This window comes from Micromonospora sp. IBSANI012, from assembly GCF_052814045.1.
Map to the genome: position 1 here is coordinate 2,474,320 of NZ_CP199933.1, position 19,336 is coordinate 2,493,655.

Genomic DNA, 19,336 nt, shown 5'->3' on the forward strand with positions numbered 1-19,336 from the left:
GCCGGTCACCCGGCGGCGTCGCGCAGCCGCGCGGCGGTGGCGTCGTCGGCCGGGAAGAACGACTCGACCGAGAGCTCCTCGACCGTGACGTCCAGCGGGGTGCCGAAGGTGGACACGGTGCTGAGCAGCCGCAGCTCGCCCCCGTCGTGGCGTAGCCGCAGCGGCACCACCACGTCGGCCGGGCCGGGCGGCGGGCCCGGCGCCGGCGGGCCGGGATAGCCGAGCAGCTCCTCGTGCAACGCGGCCAGCGCGGCGTCGCCGGTGAGCGCGGCCTGCCGGCGCAGCCGGGCGAGCAGGTGGGCGCGCCACTGGCCGAGGTTTGCGATCCGGGGCGCGATGCCGTCCGGGTGCAGGGTGAGCCGCAGGGCGTTGACCGGCGGCCGGAGCAGGCGGGCGGCGGCGCCGTCGGTGAGCAGGGCCAGCGCGGCGTTGCCGGCGACGAGGTCCCAGCGCCGGTCCACCGCGACCGCCGGGTACGGCTCGTGCGCCCGCAACACCCGGTGGACGGCGTCGAGCACCCGGGAAAGCTCCGGGGATCCCAGCGGCGCGTGCGAGTAGACCGGCGCGTACCCGGCGGCGAGCAGCAGCGCGTTGCGCTCGCGCAGCGGTACGTCGAGCTGCTCGGCCAGGCGCAGCAGCAGCTCCCGGCTCGGCGTGGACCGGCCGGTCTCGACGAAGCTCAGGTGCCGGGCGGAGACCTCCGCCTCGATCGCCAGAGCGAGCTGGCTGAGCCGGCGCCGATGCCGCCACTGCCGCAGCAGCAGGCCCACCGGCTGTCCGCGCTCCCCGACCAGGTCGCCCATCCGATCATGGTACGGACGCTGCGGACCGGTGGACGGGCGGAGAATGGCGGGATGCGCCTGGTCATCCTCGCCGACACCCACGTACCGAAGCGGGCGCGTGACCTGCCCGCGCCCGTCTGGTCGGCGGTGGAGGCCGCCGATGTGGTGGTGCACGCCGGCGACTGGGTCGACGTGGCGCTGCTCGACGCGATGAGCGCCCGGGCCCGCCGGCTCGTCGGCGTGTACGGCAACAACGACGGCCCGGAGCTGCGGGCCCGACTGCCCGAGGTGGCCCGGGTCGACCTGGACGGCGTGCGGGTGGCGGTGGTGCACGAGACCGGGCCGAAGACCCGGCGGGAGGAGCGCTGCGCGGCCCGCTTCCCCGACCGTGACCTGCTGATCTTCGGCCACTCGCACATCCCGTGGGACAGCGTCGCCCCGGGCGGGCTGCGGCTGCTCAACCCCGGCTCGCCCACCGACCGGCGGTCCCAGCCGTATGCCACCTACCTGACCGCCCGGGTGGCGGCGGGGCGGCTCGACGAGGTCGAGCTGCACCGCCTGCCCCCGCGCTGAGGGTCACCGGCCCCGGCCGGTCTCCTCCTGCAACTCGTCGATCCGCCGGGACGCCTCGGCCTTGGTCAGGTCGTCGGGCACCTCCTCGCCGGCCTCCCGGGCCAGCGTGTGCAGGTACGACTCCTGGGCGGCGGTCGGCGGCTCCTCGCCGGTCACCCAGTCGTCCGGGTCCTTGATCGCGCCCCGCGGGTCGGGCTGCTGACTGTTGCGGTCGGCCATGATGTCCACCTTTCTTCGAACAGGTGTACCCCTACCCGCGGTGTCGGTCCTTCATGCCGCCCGCTGCGGACGCACATACGATCACCCGGTGAACTCGGGCGTGATCGTGGTGGGAGCCGGCATCGCCGGCGTGGCGTGCGCGACAGAGCTGGTCCGGGCGGGCGTTGAAGTTCAGCTCCGGGAACGGGGCCGGGTGGCGGGCGGGCGGATGGCCAGCCGCCGCTTCGACGGCCGCCCCGCCGACACCGGCGCCGCGTACCTCACCGTCGACGCCCCCGACTTCGCCGAGGTCGTGCGGGGGTGGCGGGCCGCCGGGCTGGTCCGGGAGTGGACCGACACCTTCGTGGCGTACGGCCCGGACGGCCGGCGCGAGGTGACCGGTCCGACCCGCTGGGCCGCCCCGCGCGGCCTGCGCTCACTGGTCGAGGAGCTGGCCCGCGACCTGCCGGTGAGCGTGGACCGGCTGGTCATGACGGTGCGGCCGGGCCCGACGGTGGACGGAGCCGGGTGCGCCGCGGTGGCGCTGTGCATGCCCGGCCCCCAGGCGGCGCTGCTGCTCGACCCGGAACTGGCCGACGCGACGCGCGCCGCGCTGGAGCAGCGTTGGGCGCCGACGCTCACCGCGGTGCTGCGCTTCCCGAGCCGTCGCTGGCCCGACTTCCAGGGCGCCTTCGTCAACGACCACCCGCTGCTCGCGCTGGTCTGCGACGACGGCGACCGGCGCGGCGACGGCGCCCCGGTGCTCGTCGCGCACACCACGCCGGAGTTCGCCGCCGGCCACCTGGCCCAGCCCAGCGCCGCCGGGCCGGCCGTCGAGGAGGCGGTGCGCGACCTGCTCGGGCTGCCCGAGCCGGCCGAGCTGGTGCACGTGCACCGCTGGACGTACGCCCGCCCGACCGCCGCCGGGGACGGGACGTACCACCTCGACGACGACGGGGTCGGGCTCGCCGGCGACGCGTTCGGCCGGCCCCGGGTGCAGAGCGCCTGGCGCTCCGGGCGGGACCTGGGGCGGGCCCTGGCCGAGCGGGTGCTCGCCGTGCGTGGCTGACCGGTACCGGTGCACGCACCGGCCGCCGGCGGGAGGCGTATCGTCCGTTCGGGGGAGGTGTGCGCGACGTGGACGGGGATTCCGGACGGTGGGGGACGGCGTGACCGGCCTGGGCCTGCGGCACGACGCGCTGCTCTACGCCGACGACCACGACTACCTTGACGCCATCACCGCCTTCGTGGCGGCCGGCCGGGCCGCCGACGAGCCCGTCATGGTCGCCGTCCCCGCGCACCGGCTCGGCCAGGTCGGTACCGCTCTCGGCGCGTTCGCCGGGGTGACCCTCGCCGACATGAGCGCCATCGGGCGCAACCCGGCGGCGATCATCCCCACCGCCCTGCGCGACTTCGTGCACCGGTTCCCCGGCCGCCGGCTGCGGATCGTGGAGGAGTCGCTCTGGCCGGGCCGGCGTCCGGCGGCGTACCGGCACTGCGTCGAGCACGAAGCCATGATCAATCTGGCGCTCCCGGCGTACCCGGTGAGCGTGCTCTGCCTCTTCGACCGCTCCCGGCTGCCCGCCGACGCCCTGGCCGACGTGGGGCGGACCCACCCCGTCGTGCGCAGCGGGGCGCTGGCCCGGCCCAGCGCCGGCTATCAGCATCCCGAGACGGTGCTGGCCGGCTGCGCCGAGGCGCTGCCCCCGGCCCCGGCCGACGCGGCGACGGTGCGGGTGGAGGCGGCCGGCCTGGCCGCACTGCGGGCCGCGGTCGCCGCCACCGCCGCCGCCGCCGGACTGCCCGCCGACCGCGTCGACGACCTGCGGATCGCCGTCACCGAGCTGGCCGCCAACGCGATCACCCACGCCGGCGGGCCCGCCACGGCCCGCTGGTGGGTGGCGGCGCCGGACGAGCTGGTCTGCGAGATCAGCAGCCACGGCACGCTGACCGACCCGCTCGCCGGCCGGATCCCGGCCTCGACGTCGGCCGAGCGGGGACGCGGCCTGCTGCTCGTGCAGCAGCTCTGCGACCTGGTCGACATCCGCTCGGTGGACGGCGGCACCACCGTCCGGGTGCACCTGGACCTGCCGGCGCCGGCCGCGGTGCCCGCCCCGCGATCAGCCCCGGACGCCGCCGAGCGCGGGCTCGCGACGCTCTGACGGCTCCTTCGTGCGCTCGCCCGCCCGGTCGAGCAGCTGCATGACCGGGGTCGCGGCGATCCCGTGCACCACCACGGACACCACCACCACCAGCCCGACGGTCGCCCAGATCAGCTCGGCCTGGGGAAAGTCGGTCTTGCTGGTGGCGTACGCCAGGTAGTAGAACGACCCGACGCCACGGATGCCGAACAGCGAGATCACCCAGTGCTCGGCCGGTCGGCCGGGCGCGCCCCGCAGCGACAGCCAGGCCACCAGCGGCCGGACCACGAAGAGCAGGGCCAGTCCGACCGCCGCCGCCGGCCAGGTCAGCGGGGCCAGCAGGCCGTCGATCACCGCGCCGCCGAAGAGCAGCAGCAACAGCACCGTCAGCAGCCGCTCGATCTGCTCGGCGAAGTCGTGCAACACCGAATGGAACTCGTGGGTACGCTCGGCCGCCCGGATCGCCCGCGCGGCCACGAAGACGGCCAGGAAGCCGTACCCGCCGATCACCTCCACCAGCCCGTACGCCAGGAAGGTGGCGGCCAGGGCGAGGAAGCCCTCGGCGTGCCGGGCCAGCCGCAGCTCGCTGGGGGCGCGGAAGAACAGCTTGCCGAGCAGCCAGCCGACGAGCAGCCCGCCGCCGACGCCGACGACGAGCTTGTAGAGCACGTCGACGGTGAACCAGTCGGCGAGCCAGTCCGCCGGGGCGAGGCTGGTGGTGGCGATGGCGATGGCGGCGTACACGAACGGGAAGGCCAGCCCGTCGTTCAGGCCGGCCTCGGAGGTGAGGGCGAAGCGGACCTCGTCCTCGGAGTCCTCCACGTCGGTGGGCTCGCCCACCTGCACGTCGGCGGCGAGCACCGGGTCGGTCGGGGCCAGCGCCGCCCCCAGCAGCAGCGCGGCGGCCGGCACCAGGCCGGCCCACCACCAGCCGAGCAGCGTCACCGCCGCGATGCACACCGGCATCGCGATCGCCAGCAGCCGCCAGGTGGACGACCACCGACGCCAGCTCAACGGCCGGTCGATCTTGAGACCGGCGCCCATCAGGGCGACGATCACCCCGATCTCGGTCAGGTGGGTGACCAGCTCCGGATGGGCCAGCGGGTCCGGCGATGGCAGCCCGGTGGGCAGCAGGAAGACCAGCATGCCCAGCCCGAGGAACGCGATCGGCATGGACAGCGGGCGGCGCTCCAGCACCCGGGGCAGGATCCCGGCCAGCAGGGCGCCCACGCCCACCAGCGCGAACGCGACATCGACCGGTTCCACGGCACCACCTCTCGCACCTCGCCCGCGCCCGCGCGCGAGGTGGGGACTGTGCCCCGTGCTCCGGGGGGCTAAGCCTCGGTGTCCGGCTTGTCCCGCGGTGACGTCCGCCTCGGTGTGACGAGGGGGGAGTCGGCCAGCGCGGCCAGCAGCGCCGCCGGATCGTCGTAGACCGCGACCGCGCCCGCCCCGGCCAGCTCACCCCGGCTGGTGCCGCCGCAGGTCAGCCCGACACAGGGGATGTCGAGCTTGGCGGCGGCGGCGACGTCCCAGACCGAGTCGCCGACGAAGACCACCCGCCGGGCGTCCAGGCCGGACTGCTCCAGGGCGGCCACCAGGATGTCCGGCGCCGGCTTGCTCTGCTGCGCGTCGGCCGACGAGGTGACGGTGTCGACCGCGTCGTCGGCGTCCAGCGCGGCGCGCAACGCCCCGATTTCGTGCTCGGCGGCGGAGGTGGCGAGCACCACCCGCAGGCCCCGGGCGGCGCAGGCGCGTAGCAGCTCCGCCGCGCCGGGCAGCGGGGCGAGGCGCTCCCAGTACTCGGCGAAGAGGCTGTCGTGCGCGTCGCGCAGCTTGCCGTCGGCGTTCCGATCCCGTTCCGGGCCGAGCAGGTGGTCCAGGAGCTTGTCCGAGCCCATCCCGATGGACCGGTGGATCAGCGACATCGGCACCCGGTGGTCGGCCTGCCGCAGCGCCTCCCACCAGCTCACCGTGTGCAGGTAGGTGGTGTCGACCAGCGTGCCGTCGACGTCGAAGAGGACGCCGGAGGGACTCTCTGCGCTCATGGGCGTCCTCCTACCCCGCTCGGCCGGCGCTGACGCCCCTGCTCATCCCGCCGGTATGAGGATCTCGAACCAGACCGTCGAACCACGGACCGTGGGGTCGGTGCCCCAGGCGTCGGAGAGCTGCTCGATCAGGCCGAGGCCCCGGCCCCGGCTGCTCAACGTGTCGGTCTGCGCCCGGGTCACGGTGCCCCGGGTGCCCGAGTCGGCGACCGACACCAGCAGCCGCTCCGGGCTCAGGTCGATCTCCACCCGGGCGGCCGTGCCGGCGTGCAGCAGCGCGTTGGTGGTCAGCTCGCTGGTGCACAGCACCGCCGCGCCGACCACCGCCTCCGGCACCCGCCAGTCGGTCAGCTGCGCGGTCAGCCAGTGCCGCACCCGGCTCGGCGCGGTCGGCTCGGCCGGCATCTCCATGCTCGCCGAGCGGCTCGGCTTCAGCGCGTGCTCCACCGCCAGCACCGCGACGTCGTCCTCCGTCGCCCCGTGCACCGCACCGGTGGCCACCGCGCAGAGCGCGCGCGGGTCGCCGCTGGCCGCGTCGGCCACCGCCGTGACCAGCACGTCCAGCCCCGCGGTGAGGCTCTGTCGTCGCCGTTCGACCACCCCGTCGCTGTACAGCAGCAGGGTGTCCCCGGGCTGGAACGGCACGGTCGCGGTACGCGGCCGGCAGCCCAGCCCCAGCGGGGCGCCCGCCGGCAGCTCCACGAAGGCGGCCGTCGCCGAGCCGTCGGGGTGGCAGCGCCGGATCAGCGGCGGCGGATGCCCGGCGCTGGCCAGCGTGATCTCGCCGCGGTCGGCGTCCACCACGCCGAAGACCACGGTGACGAAGAGCTCCTGGGTGCCGGTCTCGGTGCCGAGGCTGGCCACCAGCCGGTCCAGCCCGGTGAGCACGGCGTCCGGGCGCGGATCGGCCAGCGCCAGGGCGCGCAGCGCCGCCCGTACCTGGCCCATCCGGGCCGCCGCCTGCACGTCGTGGCCGGCGACGTCGCCGAGGACCACGCCCAGGTCGCCGGTGGGCAGCACGAAGGCGTCGTAGAAGTCACCGCCGGCGGCGTTGCCGTCGACGCCGGGGTCGTACCGGGCGGCGATGCGCAGCCGGGGCAACGCCGGCAGCCGCTCCGGCAGCATGCTGCGTTGCAGCAGCTGGGCGGTGCCGTGCTGGGTCTCGAACCGGCGGGCCCGCTCGGCCGCCTGGCCGACCAGCTCCGCCGAGGCGGCCAGCAACGCCCGCTCCGCCGCCGACCAGCCGTGCGGGGTCCGGTAGCCGACGGCGAGGCCGCCGCGGATCACCGAGGAGCGCAGCGGCAGCGCGGCCAGCGAGCGGATCTTCTGGTCGTGCCGGTCGATGGCGCTCGCCCGCAGCGGTTCGCCGTCGCCGACGAAGTACGGCACGCCGCTGCGCGCGGTCACCACCACCGGGGCGGGGGAGTCCGCGGCGGTGGGCCGCCACAGCGGAGGCAACCGCTCGTCGGCCTCGTCGAGCAGTTCGCCCCGGATGCGCCGGACCATTCGCCAGCCGGGGCCGTCGTCGACGGCGAAGCTCACCCGGTCGGCGTCGAAGGAGTGCAGCGCGTAGCGCAGGGTCACCCGGGCCACGTCGTCGAGGGTGAGCGTGCCGGAGAGCGCGGCGGCGAAGTCGCTGAGGCTCTGCAACTGCTGGGTGAGCTGGGTGGTCTGCGCCGCCACGGTGAGCACGCCGACGATCCGGCCGGTGCTGTCGCGCACCGGCGAGTGGCCGCGGGTGAAGACGGCGTGGTCGCCGGTGGGGGCCAGGTGCCGGTCGACCGGCAGCATCGACTCCCGCTGGAGGAACGACTCGCCCCGCCGGTAGGCCCGTTCGATCACGTCGCCCACCCCCGGGGTGTGCCAGAGGTCCGCGAAGACCTCGCCGGCGGGCCGGCCGAGGGCGTCCGGGTGCCGGTCCCCGAGCAGTTCGGAGTAGCCCTGGTTGTAGAGCAGCACGTAATCGTCGCCGTAGTAGAGCGCCATCGGCACCGGCGAGGAGAGGATCACGTCGACCAGGGCGCGCACCGCCGGGTCCCACCGCTGCGGCGGCCCGAGCGGGGTGCCCGCCCAGGGGTGGGCGAGCACGGTCGCCGCCACCTGCGAGACCGGGGCCGGTCCGGGGGCGGCGGGTGGTGGCGTGGGGACTCGCCCGACCGTGCCTGGCATGTCACGCAGCCTAGCCGGAGCGTCGCGCAGAGGTTTGGATCATGCCCCCCGACCGTGCCGGACGGCCCGGCGGCGGTGATGTTAGGGCAGGTCAGGAGTCCTTTAGGGGGACATGTCGGGAAATTGATCCAGGGTGTCGCGGCGTGCACCCTGAGCGACCGGGTATCCGCCCGGCGCAGTCCATGCGACAGGAGGGACATCATGCCGGAAACCCTTGCGGTCAGGCAGGCCGACATCGGCGACGCCGTGGCCGACATGTGGAGGTCGGTGCTGCTCTTCATCCCGAGGGCGATCGCGTTCATCGCGATCCTCGTGGTGGGCTGGATCATCGCCCGAGCGGTACTCAAAATCGTGGACAAAGCACTGGAACGGGTGGGGTTCGACCGGGCGGTCGAACGGGGTGGCATCAAACGGGCACTGGAACGCACGAAGTACGACGCGAGTGACATCCTGGCGAAGCTCGCGTACTACGCGGTCCTGCTGTTCACCCTGCAGTTCGCCTTCGGGGTGTGGGGACCCAACGCGATCAGTGACCTGATCCGGGGCGTCGTGGCCTGGCTGCCGCGCGCGTTCGTGGCCATCGTCATCGTGGTCGTGGCGGCCGCGATCGCCAACGCCGTTCGGGACCTGGTCACCGGCGCGCTGGGCGGCCTCTCGTACGGCCGGATCCTCGGCGACCTGGTGGCGGTCTTCATCCTGGCGCTCGGCATCATCGCCGCGCTGAACCAGGTGGGCGTCGCCACCACGGTGACCACGCCGGTGCTGATCGCGGTGCTCGCCACGGCGGCCGGCATCCTGATCGTCGGCGTCGGCGGTGGTCTGGTGAAGCCGATGCAGAGCCGCTGGGACCGCTGGCTGGACCGGATGGCCGAGGAGTCGCGGGCCATCCAGGCGCACCGCCAGGCCCAGGCGGCCGGGCGGGGCGACATGAGCCGGCAGATGGCCGACCGGGGCGGCGAGCGCGTTCAGCCCATGGCGAGCGCCGAGGAGGCCAGGGCGGCGGCCGGGGGCCGGGGGACGTACCAGTCCGGCAACGTGGGCGAGGAGACCCAGCAGTTCCGCCGTCCGGGGACCTGAGTCGGAGGCGTACCGGTGGAGGGGGTCCGTGCGTGGCGCGGACGCCCCTCCGTCGTGTGCCGGTGGGGTCAGGCCGCTTCGAGGTGACGCGGGTCGAGCGTGCGGGCCAGCGCGCAGATCGCCAGCAGGCGGATGCGCAGCCAGTCCGGCTCGGTCCAGTCCACCGCGCCGGTGGGCGGGGTCAGGCCGTGCTCCAGCGCGGCCGCCCGGAGCCCGTCGGCGTACCCGACCAGCGCCGCCGGGGTCAGCGGGCGCCGGTCGCCGTCGAGGCTGTCGCGTACCGCGGCCGCGTGCTGGTCGACCATCGCGAGCAGGCCGGGGTTGGCGGCCGCCGCGGCGAGGCCGGAGGCGCCGACCGAGGCGCTGAGCAGGGCGAGGGCGGACCGCGCCGCGCTCGCGGCGGTCCGGTTCGCGACCTGGGAAAACGGCACACGCATGGGGACCGAGGTTAGTCACCCGGCGGCCCGGGCGGCCTCGGCCGCTCGGCCGGTCCCGGGTCCTCTTCCGGTCGGCCGCCCTCCTCCGCCGGGATTGACCCGGCGGAGGGTGGGCAGAAGGAGAACCGCGCGCGAACGGGCGCAGCCGGCACCTTGGGGGGATGGATGGGACAGCACGACGATGGCCCGGACCGGCAGCACCGCCGGCCGGACGGGGTGACCGACGGGACGGTGGCCGCGCTGGGCAAGCTCAGCGAGGCGCTGGAGGCGGTGGAGCGGGCGCGCGGGCACCTCTACTCGCTGCACCAGTTGATCGGGCACGCCGACCTGATGCTCGACGACGCGGTCGCGCAGTTGCGGGCCGCCGGCCACGAGGACCTCGCGGAGCGGGTCCGCACCGAGCTGCTCGGCCGCAACGTGATCGCCGGTCGGTGGACGTTCCAGATCGTCGAGGACTTCGACGACAACTACTACGCGGTCTTCCGCGAGCTGGACCGCGCCGCCCGGGACCAGCTGGTGGACGGCCGCCGCCACCTCTACGAGGCGGAGATGAAGGAGCGGCGGCGGACCCGGGGCCGACCCGGGCACGAGGCCCGCCCCGCCGAGCCCGGCTCACGCCGGGACTGACGCGAACAGCACGTCACCGCACGGTGTCGCCTGCGGCAACACACCGAGGTGCGGGACGGGTGACCCGACCCCCTGACCCCAGCCCCCGCCGTTCGAGGTGTCGCGGGGCCGCCCGTCAGGTGGGTGTCAGTCAGCCGACGGCGCGTCGGCCGGCCGGCGACGGCTGGTGTCGTCGGCGATGATGACGGTCGCCACCATGAGCGCGACGCAGAGGCTGAACAGCCAGGAGTCGTCGGCGACCAGCTTGGCCGAGACCGGGGCCTGGAGCGCGGCGAGCAGGAAGCCGAGCCAGGCCAGACGCCGCTGACGTGGGGTGAGGATGCCGGAGCCCTGTTGCATCCCGAAAGTCTGACGCGGCACCCCCCGGTTGCCGCCACCCGATCGGCCGATTCTGGATGGGCTGTCCGCATTCCTGCCCGTCCGGGCGTTGCTTTTTGCCGGTTCGGGGGAAGCCGTCGCCGGCTGCAAGTGACCTCAGCGGATACGGCAGGATGGCCCCCCGTGTCCGTCACCCCGCCCCGCGCCTCCCTGCTCCTGCTCGCCTACCTCGCCTTCGTCAGCCTCGGCCTGCCCGACGGGCTGATCGGGGTCGGCTGGCCGTCGATCCGTGCGGACCTCGGCGTACCGACGGAGGCGGTCGGGCTGGTGCTCACCGCGGGCACCGTCGGGTATCTGACCTCCAGCGTGCTCGCCGGCTTCACCCTCGCCCGCCTCGGCGTCGGTCGGCTGCTGGCCGGCAGCACGGTGCTGGCCAGCCTGGCGCTCACCGGGTACGCCTCGACGCCGGAACTGGCCCTGATGATCGGCTGCGCGCTGGTCCTCGGGCTCGGCTCGGGCGCCGTCGACTCCGGGCTCAACGCGTACGCGGCCGGGGCGTTCGGGCCTCGGCACATGACCTGGATGCACGCCTGCTTCGGCCTCGGAGTGGCGCTCGGCCCGCTGATCATGACCGGCGCGCTCGGCGCCGGGCTCAGCTGGCGCTGGGGCTACGGGCTCGTCGCCGCCGCGCAGCTCGCGCTGGCCACCGCCTTCGCGCTGACCGTACGGGCCTGGCGGGGCCGGCCGGCGAACCCGGCCGTACCCGTCGTGGCCGCCAGCCCGCCGGTGCCGGTACGCGAGACGCTGCGGCTGCCGGCGGTCTGGCTGGGCGCGCTCGCCTTCATGCTCTACGTGGCGATCGAGATCAGCGCCGGGCTCTGGGCGTTCCTGCTGCTCACCGAGGGGCGCGGCCTGTCGGCGACCACCGCCGGCCTGTGCGTCTCCGGCTACTGGGGGAGCCTCTTCGTGGGGCGGGTCGTGCAGGGCGTGGTCGCCGAGCGCCTCGGCGTCGGTCGGGTGCTACGGGGCAGCCTGCTCGGCATGACGGCCGGCGCCCTGCTGATCGCGCTGCCCGCTCCGGCCTGGGTGGCGGTGGCCGGCCTGGTCCTGGTGGGCTTCGCCGCCGCGCCGGTCTACCCGCTGCTCACCCTCGCCACCCCGGAGCGGGTCGGCGCGGCGCACGCGGACCGCGCCATCGGCGTCCAGATCGGGACCGCCGGGCTCGGCGCGGCGCTGATCCCCGGCGGGCTCGGGGTGCTGTTCGGGCACACCTCGGTGGCATTGCTGGGGCCGGCGCTGACCGTGCTGGCGGTGCTGCTGCTCATCCTGCACGCCATGGCCGGGCGCCGGTCGGTGGCCGTCACCGGCTGAGGCGACCGGGCCGTGGGACGGGCCGGCCCCGGGCGGGTCCCGCCCGGGGCGTCTCGCGCATCAGACGTCGGGGCCGGTCCGGCCGGTGGTGGAGGGGCGGTACGCGCGCTCCGAGTCGGTCATCTCCCGCCGCTCGGCCTGCGGTCCGGCACCCCGGTCCACCGCCTCGGGGCCGTGCCCGAAGGCTGCCTCCCCACCGGCGTCGTTGCCGGTGACGTCGTCGGCCTGCCCGTCGATGGTCGACCGGGCGATCGCCCGGTCCAGTTCCTCCAGCGGGGTCTTCTGCTCGTCCCGCCACACCCTGTCGTCGTTCTCCGTCATCCCCCTGGCGTACCCGGGGCAAATGATCGCAAACGGCCGGCGGGCGGGCCCGGACGCGGCGATGGCCGCCGGATCCACCGGCGGCCATCGGATGCGTGAGATCCGGGGGAACGGTCACGGCTGCGGGCGGTCCACCTTGCCCCGCCAGGCGCCGGTCTCCTGACCGCGGCGCTCGATGAACTGCTTGAACCGCTCCAGGTCGCCTTTGGCGCGCCGGTCCACCACACCCAGCTTGTCGCCGGCCTTCTCCACCACGCCGTGCGGCTCGAAGTCCATCTGCAGGGTGACCCGCGTCCTGCCCTCGTCGAGCCGGTGGAAGGTGACCACACCGGCCTGCTGGGTGCCGCCGGTCGACTTCCAGGCCACCCGCTCGTCGGGGAGCTGCTCGGTGATCTGGGCGTCGAACTCACGCTTGACCCCGGCGATCTCGACGGTCCAGTGGGTCATCGTGTCCGTCAGCTGCCGGACCTCCTGCACCCCCTCCATGAAGTGGGGGAACTCCTCGAACTGGGTCCACTGGTCGTACGCGGTGCGGATCGGGACGGAGACGTCCACGTGCTCGGTAACGCCGCTCATGACGATTCCTCCTCTGGCCGCCGGTGTTCGTCCGGATCGTGGGCCGATCCGGTCACCAGCGCGTCGTCTCGTTCTTGTGGCCGAGGGCGGCCCACACCTCGGAGACCGTGCGGTACCGCGTGCCCTCGGGCAGCCGCTCCAGCTCCGAGATCAGGTCGGCGGGCGCCTGGTTCTCGCGGGCGTTGGCGATCAGCACGTCGCGGTCGCCGGGCAGGGCCGTCATGGTGATGAACCGGCCGAGTCGGCTGCGCTCCTCGACATCGTCGGCGCTCATCCCCTGCGGGTTGCCGCCGCGGGTCGCGCCGGCCGTCACCGTCTTCGGCTCCGGCTGGTCCTCGCCGGCCGGTTCCGGCTGGCGGGACTCCTCGACCCGGGAGCCGGCGGCGCCCGGCCCCTGCACGAGGCCGCTGACCTCCTGGCTCATGTTCTCGTCGATCCTCGGTCCGTGCTTGCTGCTGCCACGTTCCATGCCTTGTGTGCTACCCCCGACGGCCCCGGGGAAACGCCGAACCCGGCACGGGGTCACGAATCGGCGGGGGCCTTCGGCGGCAGGACCGGCTCGCCCGGATCCTCCGCCCCCGCCTGGAGCACCCGGCCCCGTTGCAGCTCGGCGTTGATCTGCACGCCGAACATCAGCGCGCAGTTGGACAGGTAGAGCCAGACCAGGAAGGCGATGACCGCGCCCAGGCTGCCGTACGTCACGTCGTAGGAGCCGAAGTTCGCGACGTACAGGCCGAAACCGGCGGAGGCGACGATCCAGGAGAGCAGGGCCACCGCCCCGCCGGGGGTCAACCAGCGGAACCTCGGCTGCCGGACGTTCGGGGCGATCCAGAACAGCAGGGACAGCAGCGTCATCATCACCAGCGCCAGCACCGGCCACTTGGCCACGCTCCACACCGTGCGGGCCAACCCGCCGGCGCCCAGCAGGTCGCCCACCGCGTCGGTCACCGGCCCGCTGACGATCAGGCCGAGCGCCACCACGGCGAGCAGGACCAGCGTCACGGCCGCCAGGCCGATCTGCATCGGGCGCAACCGGTAGAACGGCCGCCCCTCCTCGACCCCGTAGATCGCGTTGGAGGCCCGGGTGAACGCGCCGATGAACCCGGACGCCGACCAGAGCGCGCCGAGCAGACCGAAGCTGAGCAGCACCTTCGCCCCGCTCTGCTGGTCGACCGCGGTACGCACCACCGACACGAAACCGTCGTTGGCGACCACCGAGCCGGCGCCGATGTCGCGGGCCAGCTCCAGCACCGTGTCGACGGTGCGCTCGCCGTCGGAGACCAGGCCGACGAGGGCGACCACCACCACGGTGGAGGGGAAGAGCGCGAGCACGCCGTAGTAGGTCAGCGCCGCCGCCCAGTCCGCGCAGTTGTCCTTGACGAAGTTGCGCCCGCTGCGCACCAGCACCCCGCGCCAGGTGGACCAGCTCAGCTGGCGTACCCGGCGGGGGACCCGCAGGCCGTCCCGGCCACCGGCGACCGCGGTCGGCTCCGTCGTCGCTGCCATCGTCCCGCTCCCGTCCCCGCCGGCGCACCCGGCACCCGCTGGCCCCGCCGGTACCCGGTGCCGGAAATCGACAAACCCGGCGGGCGAGTTTGCCGATGAGGGCCCGGGGAACCGTCCATACGCAGACATCGACGCGGAGGAGGACGAGATGCCCGGGCGCGAGGTACTGCCCAGCACGCTGCGGCGCTCCCCGGAGAAGGCGCAGCGCACCTGGGAGAAGACGCACGACTCGGCGGTGGAGACGTACGGCGAGGGCGAGCGGTCGCACCGCACCGCGTTCGCCGCGGTCAAGCACGAGTTCGAGAAGGTCGGCGACCACTGGGAGCCGAAGGGACGCAAGGGACCCAGCGACCGCCAGGCGCAGGGTGGTGGACCGGCCCGACGGGCTCCCACGGCAGGCGGCGTGGACGCCAACGCCAAGAAGGAGCACCTGATGGAGGTGGCCAAGAAGCTGGACGTACCCGGCCGGTCCCGGATGACCAAGCCGGAACTGGTCAAGGCGATCCAGAAGGCGAACCTTCGGCAGACCACGGAGGCCCGCGAGAAGTCCAAGGCCCGCAGCGGTCGCTGAGCCGGGGGTACGACGCACGGGAGCCCGGGACCGCACGGTCCCGGGCTCCCGCGTCACCGCTCACCAGTGGCCGCCACCCGGGGCCTCCAGGTGCACCGTCTTCACCGTGCTGAACTCGTCGAGCAGCTCCGGGCCGTACCCGAAGCCCTGGCCGCTGCCGCGGCGCGGCTGCGCGGCGCCGCCCGGCGCCCCGCCGAACACCGCGTTCACCTTGACGGTGCCCACCGGCAGCTCCCGCCAGGCCCGCTGCGCGTGGCTCATCGAGGCGGTGAGCACCGTGCCGGCCAGCCCGTACGGGGAGTCGGCGGCGCACCGCAACGCCTCGCTGAACGAGTCCACCACCACCACGGGGGCCACCGGCCCGAAGGTCTCCTCGCGGACCAGGGTCATCTCGTGCCGGCAACCGGTGACCACCGTCGCCGGGTAGAACGCCCCCGGCCCCTCCGGCAGCACACCCCCGGTGCGCAGCGTCGCCCCCTCGGCCACCGCCGCGGTCACCTGGCCGTGCACGTGGTCGCGGTGCCGCCGGTCCACCAGCGGGCCCAGCTCGATCGCCGGGTCCCGGCCCGGGCCGACCCGCAGTGCCTCCGCCCGCTCGACCAGCGCGTCGGCGAAGTCCTCCGCCACGTCCCGGTGCACGTAGATCCGCTCGACGGCGACGCAGATCTGGCCGGCGTTGGCGAACGAGCCGATCGCCGCCTGCCCGGCCGCCCAGACCGGGTCCACCCCGGCGTCGACGATCAGCGGGTCGCTGCCGCCGTTCTCCAGCAGCGCCTTCGCGCCCGTCCGGGCGCAGGCCGCCGCGATGGCCCGGCCGGTGGCGGTGGAGCCGACGTGGGCCACCACGTCCACCTCCTGCGCGGCCAGCGCCGCGCCCACCTCGGGACCGCCGGTCAGCAGGGACAGCACCCCGGCCGGCAGGGCGCCGTCGAGGATCCGGGCCAGCAGCCAGCCGGTGGCCGGGGTCCGCTCGCTCGGCTTGTACAGCACCACGTTGCCGGTCACCAGGGCCGCGCCGAGCAGCCCGCAGGAGACCGCCACCGGGTCGTTCCACGGGGCGATCGCGGCGACCACCCCGCGCGGCTCCGGCGCCATGAAGTCGATGGCGTGCGCGCCGCCGTGCAGTGTCCGCCCGCCCCGCACCGGGCCCAACTCGGCGTACTGTCGCAGCGTGCCGATGCCCGCCTCCACGCCGCCCCGGGCGTCGGCGAGTGGCTTGCCCATCTCCGCCGTCGTCGCCTCGGCCAGTTCGTCCGCCGCCGCGGCCAGCGCGTCCGCGGCCCGGTGCAGCGCCGCCGCCCGCTCCGCCGGGGGCGTCGCCGCCCACTCCGCCGCCGCGCCCCGGGCCGCCTCGACCGCCTTGGCCACCTCGTCCGCCGTCGCCATCGGCACGGTGCTGACCGGCGTGCCGTCGGCGGGATCGTGCACGACCAGTTCACCGCCCGCGCCGCCCGCGCCCCACACTCCACCGATGAGCTGTTCAACCCTGTACATGCGGCAGTGGATGCCCCGGTCCCGGCAAGGCAAACGCGTTTCGCCCGGTTGCTGGCCGGGTAGGCGGATCGGGTGACCGGGACCGGCATCGAGACCGCGGACGCCGTAGTCATCGGCGCCGGGCACAACGGACTGGTGGCCGCCAACCTGCTCGCCGACGCCGGCTGGGACGTGCTGGTCCTGGAGGCCACCGGCGCCCCCGGCGGGGCGGTGCGCTCCGCCGAGGTGACCGCTCCCGGCTACCTGAGCGACCTCTACAGCTCCTTCTACCCCCTCGGGTACGCCTCGCCGGTGCTGCGCGGGCTACGCCTCGACGCGTACGGGCTGGCCTGGACGCACGCCCCGGACGTGCTGGCGCACGTGCTGCCGGACGGCCGGGCGGCGGTGCTCAACCGCGACCCCGACCGCAGCGCCGCGTCGATGGAGGCGTTCGCGCCCGGCGACGGGCAGCGCTGGCTCGACACGTACGACGACTGGCGGGCGATCTCCCGTCCCCTGGTGAACGCGCTGTTCACCCCCTTCCCGCCGGTCCGCGACGGGTTGGAGCTGCTGGCCCGGCTGCGCACCGCCGGGGCGCTGCGGCTGGCCCGCCGGCTGGTGCTGCCGAGCCGGCAGTTCGGCCGCGAGGTGTTCCGGGGCGAGGGCGCGTCCGCGCTGATGGCCAGTTGCGCCCTGCACACCGACCTGTCGCCCGACGACGCCGGCTCGGGCATCTACGGCTGGCTGCTCGCCATGCTCGGTCAGGAGGTCGGCTGGCCGGTGCCGGTGGGCGGCGCGCAGCGGATCACCGACGCGCTGGTCGCGCGGCTGATCGCCAAGGGCGGCCGGATCACCTACTCGGCCCGGGTGGACCGGGTGCTCATCGCCCGGGGCCGGGCGATGGGCGTACGGACCGAGGGCGGCGCCACCTGGCGGGCCCGTCGGGCGGTGCTGGCCGACGTGCCGGCGCCGGCGCTCTACCTGGACCTGGTCGGCGCGGCCTGGCTGCCGCCCCGGCTGGTCGAGGACCTCGACCACTTCCGCTGGGACGGGTCGACGGTCAAGGTCGACTGGGCGCTGGACGGGCCGATGCCGTGGACCAACCCGCAGGTCGCCGGGGCGGGCACCGTGCACCTGGCCACGGACGTCGACGGGCTCACCCGCTACGCGACGGACCTGGCCTGCGGGCAGCTGCCGGAGGACCCGTTCCTGCTGGTCGGCCAGATGACCACCGCCGACGCGACCCGGTCACCGGCCGGCACGGAGTCGCTCTGGTCGTACACCCACCTGCCGTTCCGGCGGGACTGGCGGGCCGAGGACGTGGCCGCGCACGTGGACCGGATGGAGGCGGTGCTGGAGCGCTGTGCCCCCGGCTTCAAGGGGCTCGTCCGGGGCCGCTTCGTGGCCGGCCCCGCCGACCTGGAGGAGCGCAACCCGAGCCTGGTCGGCGGCGCGGTGGGTGGTGGCACGGCCGCCGCGTACCAGCAGCTCTTCCTGCGCCCGGTGCCCGGCCTGGGCCGGCCGGACACCCCGGTCGACCGGCTCTACCTGGCCAGCGCCTCGGCGAACCCGGGCGGCGGGGTGCACGGCGCCCCGGGCGGGAACGCGGCGCAGGCGGCGCTGAGCCGCGACCGTGCCCTCACCGGCGGCCTGTACGCCCGGGCGATCGGCGCCGCCCACCGCGCGGTCTACCGCTGACCGGCGTCGCTTCCCCTGACAAAAACAAGCGACCTGCCCGAGCGGCATCCTCATGCCTCTCGGACAGGTCGCTCACGAAGGTGTCCGACGCCGCACACGTCACGCCACGTGACGGTCCGGGTGCGGACGGGTGGGTCAGCGCTCCAGGTTGCGGTGCCGGGTACGCAGCTTGAACGGCATCAGCGCGCTCTCCACCTTGGTGGCGGTGGTCATCTTCGAGGCGCCGTCGCGGCGCTCCTCGAAGCGGATCGGCACCTCCAGGATGGTGTGCCCCAGCTTGGTGGCGAGGTAGTGCATCTCGACCTGGAAGCTGTATCCGTTGGACTGCACCCGCTCCAGGCCGATGTCGCGCAGCGCGTCCGCCCGCCAGATCTTGAAGCCGGCGGTGAGGTCCCGGATCCGCACCCGCAGCAGGGTGTGCACGTAGAGGTTCGCCCAGCCGCTGAGCGCGCGGCGGTACAGCGGCCAGTTCTCGTCCAGCTCGCCACCGGGCACGTACCGGGAGCCGATCACCACGCCGGCCTGGGTGGAGAGCAGCGCGCCGAGCATGCCGGGCAGCGCCTCCGCCGGGTGGGACAGGTCCGCGTCCATCTGCGCGACGTAGTCGGCGCCGCCGTCGAGCGCCCGGCCGATCCCGTCGACGTACGCCCGGCCCAGGCCCTCCTTGCCGGCCCGGTGCACGACCTGGATCCGGTCGGGGTGCTCGATGGCCAGCTTGTCGGCCACCTCGCCGGTGCCGTCCGGGGAGTTGTCGTCCGCCACCAGCACCTTGAGGCCGGGCAGCGGCAGCGCGAGGAGCCGCTCGACCAGCACCGGGAGGTTGCCCGCCTCGTTGTAGGTGGGGACCACGACGGTCAGGCGTGCTTCCCGCCACGGCGAGGGCAGCTCCACGGGTTCGATCATGACGGACATCCTCTGGTTGCCGACGGTTTTCCCCCAAAGGGTAGCCAGTGCTCCGTCGGGCCCCGTCGAGGCTCCCCGCCCCTCACCTCTCCGCAGCCTCGTCCGCCCTCTGGCGGGTGGCGATGTCGGAGAGCCGCCGCAGGGTCTCCTTGTTGCGCTGGTGCAGGACCAGGTCGTTGAGCTTGTTGCGGATCCAGCGCAGCGGCCCGGCGGCGAAGTCCTCGCCGATCCGCACCCGAGTGGCGTCGGCGCCGACCGGTTCCAGGGTGAACACCACGGTCGCCTCGCCGGCCGGCCAGAGCCCGGCCTTGATGACCATCTTGTGCGGCGGCTCGCAGGCCAGCACGGTCGAGGAGTCGTGCAACGAGAGCGGCCACGGCCCGGCCTTGTGGTGCAGTTGGCTGCCCACCCGCGGCCAGGTGTCGTCGACGTCGCGCACGTGCACGGTCCCGACCACCCAGTCGCTGTACGTCCACCCGTCCGCCAGCACGTCGAACACCTGCTGCGGGGGAGCGTCGATCACTTTCTCCACAATCGCCACTGGTGT

The 19,336-nt window shown here is 74.6% G+C and carries 22 protein-coding genes; 8 read left to right on the plus strand and 14 right to left on the minus strand.

Annotated features, from left to right (window positions below):
- Positions 1-5 precede the first annotated feature (5 nt).
- The gene (locus ACTWM8_RS11300) at positions 6-803 is read right to left on the minus strand and encodes a helix-turn-helix domain-containing protein (RefSeq protein WP_446213771.1); all 798 of its coding nucleotides are present in this window, start codon (positions 801-803) and stop codon (positions 6-8) included.
- A gap of 51 nt (positions 804-854) precedes the next feature.
- On the opposite strand from ACTWM8_RS11300, the gene ACTWM8_RS11305 reads away from it, so the two are divergent.
- Positions 855-1,355, plus strand: a complete 501-nt coding sequence (locus ACTWM8_RS11305; protein ID WP_446213772.1) for a metallophosphoesterase family protein — start codon at positions 855-857, stop codon at positions 1,353-1,355.
- Positions 1,356-1,358: 3 nt separating this feature from the next.
- On the opposite strand, the gene ACTWM8_RS11310 is transcribed toward ACTWM8_RS11305, so the two are convergent.
- Entirely contained in the window at positions 1,359-1,574 is a 216-nt protein-coding gene (locus ACTWM8_RS11310; protein WP_446213773.1) for a DUF3072 domain-containing protein, read from the minus strand.
- Positions 1,575-1,674: 100 nt separating this feature from the next.
- Between ACTWM8_RS11310 and ACTWM8_RS11315 the strand changes: the two genes are divergently transcribed.
- Positions 1,675-2,622: an NAD(P)/FAD-dependent oxidoreductase gene (locus ACTWM8_RS11315; protein ID WP_446214525.1), complete on the plus strand. Its 948-nt coding sequence runs from the start codon at positions 1,675-1,677 to the stop codon at positions 2,620-2,622.
- Between the two features lie 100 nt (positions 2,623-2,722).
- Entirely contained in the window at positions 2,723-3,715 is a 993-nt protein-coding gene (locus tag ACTWM8_RS11320) for an anti-sigma factor RsbA family regulatory protein (RefSeq protein ID WP_446213774.1), read from the plus strand.
- Here the strand turns inward: ACTWM8_RS11320 and ACTWM8_RS11325 are convergent.
- The 3 genes from ACTWM8_RS11325 to ACTWM8_RS11335 all read right to left on the minus strand — a co-directional run bounded on the left by ACTWM8_RS11325 (position 3,674) and on the right by ACTWM8_RS11335 (position 7,911).
- Positions 3,674-4,960, minus strand: coding sequence for a cation:proton antiporter (locus tag ACTWM8_RS11325; protein WP_446213775.1), 1,287 nt, complete (start codon positions 4,958-4,960; stop codon positions 3,674-3,676). The genes ACTWM8_RS11320 and ACTWM8_RS11325 overlap by 42 nt on opposite strands.
- Positions 4,961-5,028: 68 nt before the next feature.
- On the minus strand, positions 5,029-5,742 hold the full coding sequence (locus tag ACTWM8_RS11330) for an HAD family hydrolase (protein WP_446213776.1): 714 nt from the start codon (positions 5,740-5,742) through the stop codon (positions 5,029-5,031).
- Between the two features lie 42 nt (positions 5,743-5,784).
- Positions 5,785-7,911, minus strand: a complete 2,127-nt coding sequence (locus tag ACTWM8_RS11335) for an ATP-binding SpoIIE family protein phosphatase (protein WP_446213777.1) — start codon at positions 7,909-7,911, stop codon at positions 5,785-5,787.
- A 201-nt stretch (positions 7,912-8,112) separates the two neighbouring features.
- Between ACTWM8_RS11335 and ACTWM8_RS11340 the strand changes: the two genes are divergently transcribed.
- Positions 8,113-8,988: a membrane protein gene (locus ACTWM8_RS11340; protein WP_446213778.1), complete on the plus strand. Its 876-nt coding sequence runs from the start codon at positions 8,113-8,115 to the stop codon at positions 8,986-8,988.
- A gap of 68 nt (positions 8,989-9,056) precedes the next feature.
- On the opposite strand, the gene ACTWM8_RS11345 is transcribed toward ACTWM8_RS11340, so the two are convergent.
- Entirely contained in the window at positions 9,057-9,425 is a 369-nt protein-coding gene (locus ACTWM8_RS11345) for a DUF6401 family natural product biosynthesis protein (protein WP_446213779.1), read from the minus strand.
- Between the two features lie 165 nt (positions 9,426-9,590).
- On the opposite strand from ACTWM8_RS11345, the gene ACTWM8_RS11350 reads away from it, so the two are divergent.
- Complete coding sequence (locus tag ACTWM8_RS11350; RefSeq protein ID WP_446213780.1) at positions 9,591-10,052, plus strand: hypothetical protein; 462 nt, start codon at positions 9,591-9,593, stop codon at positions 10,050-10,052.
- A gap of 126 nt (positions 10,053-10,178) precedes the next feature.
- On the opposite strand, the gene ACTWM8_RS11355 is transcribed toward ACTWM8_RS11350, so the two are convergent.
- Positions 10,179-10,391: a hypothetical protein gene (locus ACTWM8_RS11355; RefSeq protein WP_154938302.1), complete on the minus strand. Its 213-nt coding sequence runs from the start codon at positions 10,389-10,391 to the stop codon at positions 10,179-10,181.
- Positions 10,392-10,553: 162 nt separating this feature from the next.
- On the opposite strand from ACTWM8_RS11355, the gene ACTWM8_RS11360 reads away from it, so the two are divergent.
- Positions 10,554-11,741, plus strand: coding sequence for an MFS transporter (locus tag ACTWM8_RS11360; RefSeq protein ID WP_446213781.1), 1,188 nt, complete (start codon positions 10,554-10,556; stop codon positions 11,739-11,741).
- Positions 11,742-11,801: 60 nt separating this feature from the next.
- On the opposite strand, the gene ACTWM8_RS11365 is transcribed toward ACTWM8_RS11360, so the two are convergent.
- From ACTWM8_RS11365 to ACTWM8_RS11380, 4 genes are all read right to left on the minus strand, one after another.
- Positions 11,802-12,062 (minus strand): hypothetical protein, encoded by a 261-nt coding sequence (locus tag ACTWM8_RS11365; RefSeq protein WP_446213782.1) that lies wholly within the window; start codon positions 12,060-12,062, stop codon positions 11,802-11,804.
- 114 nt (positions 12,063-12,176) lie between these two features.
- Complete coding sequence (locus ACTWM8_RS11370) at positions 12,177-12,638, minus strand: SRPBCC family protein (RefSeq protein ID WP_446213783.1); 462 nt, start codon at positions 12,636-12,638, stop codon at positions 12,177-12,179.
- Between the two features lie 52 nt (positions 12,639-12,690).
- Positions 12,691-13,107 (minus strand): DUF2795 domain-containing protein, encoded by a 417-nt coding sequence (locus ACTWM8_RS11375; protein WP_446213784.1) that lies wholly within the window; start codon positions 13,105-13,107, stop codon positions 12,691-12,693.
- A gap of 53 nt (positions 13,108-13,160) precedes the next feature.
- Positions 13,161-14,144: a YihY/virulence factor BrkB family protein gene (locus tag ACTWM8_RS11380; protein ID WP_446213785.1), complete on the minus strand. Its 984-nt coding sequence runs from the start codon at positions 14,142-14,144 to the stop codon at positions 13,161-13,163.
- 148 nt (positions 14,145-14,292) lie between these two features.
- Between ACTWM8_RS11380 and ACTWM8_RS11385 the strand changes: the two genes are divergently transcribed.
- The gene (locus ACTWM8_RS11385) at positions 14,293-14,715 is read left to right on the plus strand and encodes a ChaB family protein (RefSeq protein WP_446213786.1); all 423 of its coding nucleotides are present in this window, start codon (positions 14,293-14,295) and stop codon (positions 14,713-14,715) included.
- A 60-nt stretch (positions 14,716-14,775) separates the two neighbouring features.
- On the opposite strand, the gene ACTWM8_RS11390 is transcribed toward ACTWM8_RS11385, so the two are convergent.
- Positions 14,776-16,209 (minus strand): aldehyde dehydrogenase family protein, encoded by a 1,434-nt coding sequence (locus tag ACTWM8_RS11390; protein ID WP_446213787.1) that lies wholly within the window; start codon positions 16,207-16,209, stop codon positions 14,776-14,778.
- A gap of 72 nt (positions 16,210-16,281) precedes the next feature.
- On the opposite strand from ACTWM8_RS11390, the gene ACTWM8_RS11395 reads away from it, so the two are divergent.
- A complete protein-coding gene (locus ACTWM8_RS11395; RefSeq protein WP_446213788.1) occupies positions 16,282-17,886 on the plus strand; it encodes a phytoene desaturase family protein in 1,605 nt (534 codons plus the stop codon).
- Between the two features lie 135 nt (positions 17,887-18,021).
- Here ACTWM8_RS11395 and ACTWM8_RS11400 read toward each other — a convergent pair whose 3' ends face one another.
- Positions 18,022-18,789 carry a polyprenol monophosphomannose synthase gene (locus ACTWM8_RS11400; protein WP_357915899.1) on the minus strand — a complete coding sequence of 256 codons (768 nt, stop codon included), beginning with the start codon at positions 18,787-18,789 and terminating at the stop codon, positions 18,022-18,024.
- Positions 18,790-18,871: 82 nt separating this feature from the next.
- The gene (locus ACTWM8_RS11405; RefSeq protein ID WP_446213789.1) at positions 18,872-19,312 is read right to left on the minus strand and encodes an SRPBCC family protein; all 441 of its coding nucleotides are present in this window, start codon (positions 19,310-19,312) and stop codon (positions 18,872-18,874) included.
- Positions 19,313-19,336: the final 24 nt, after the last annotated feature.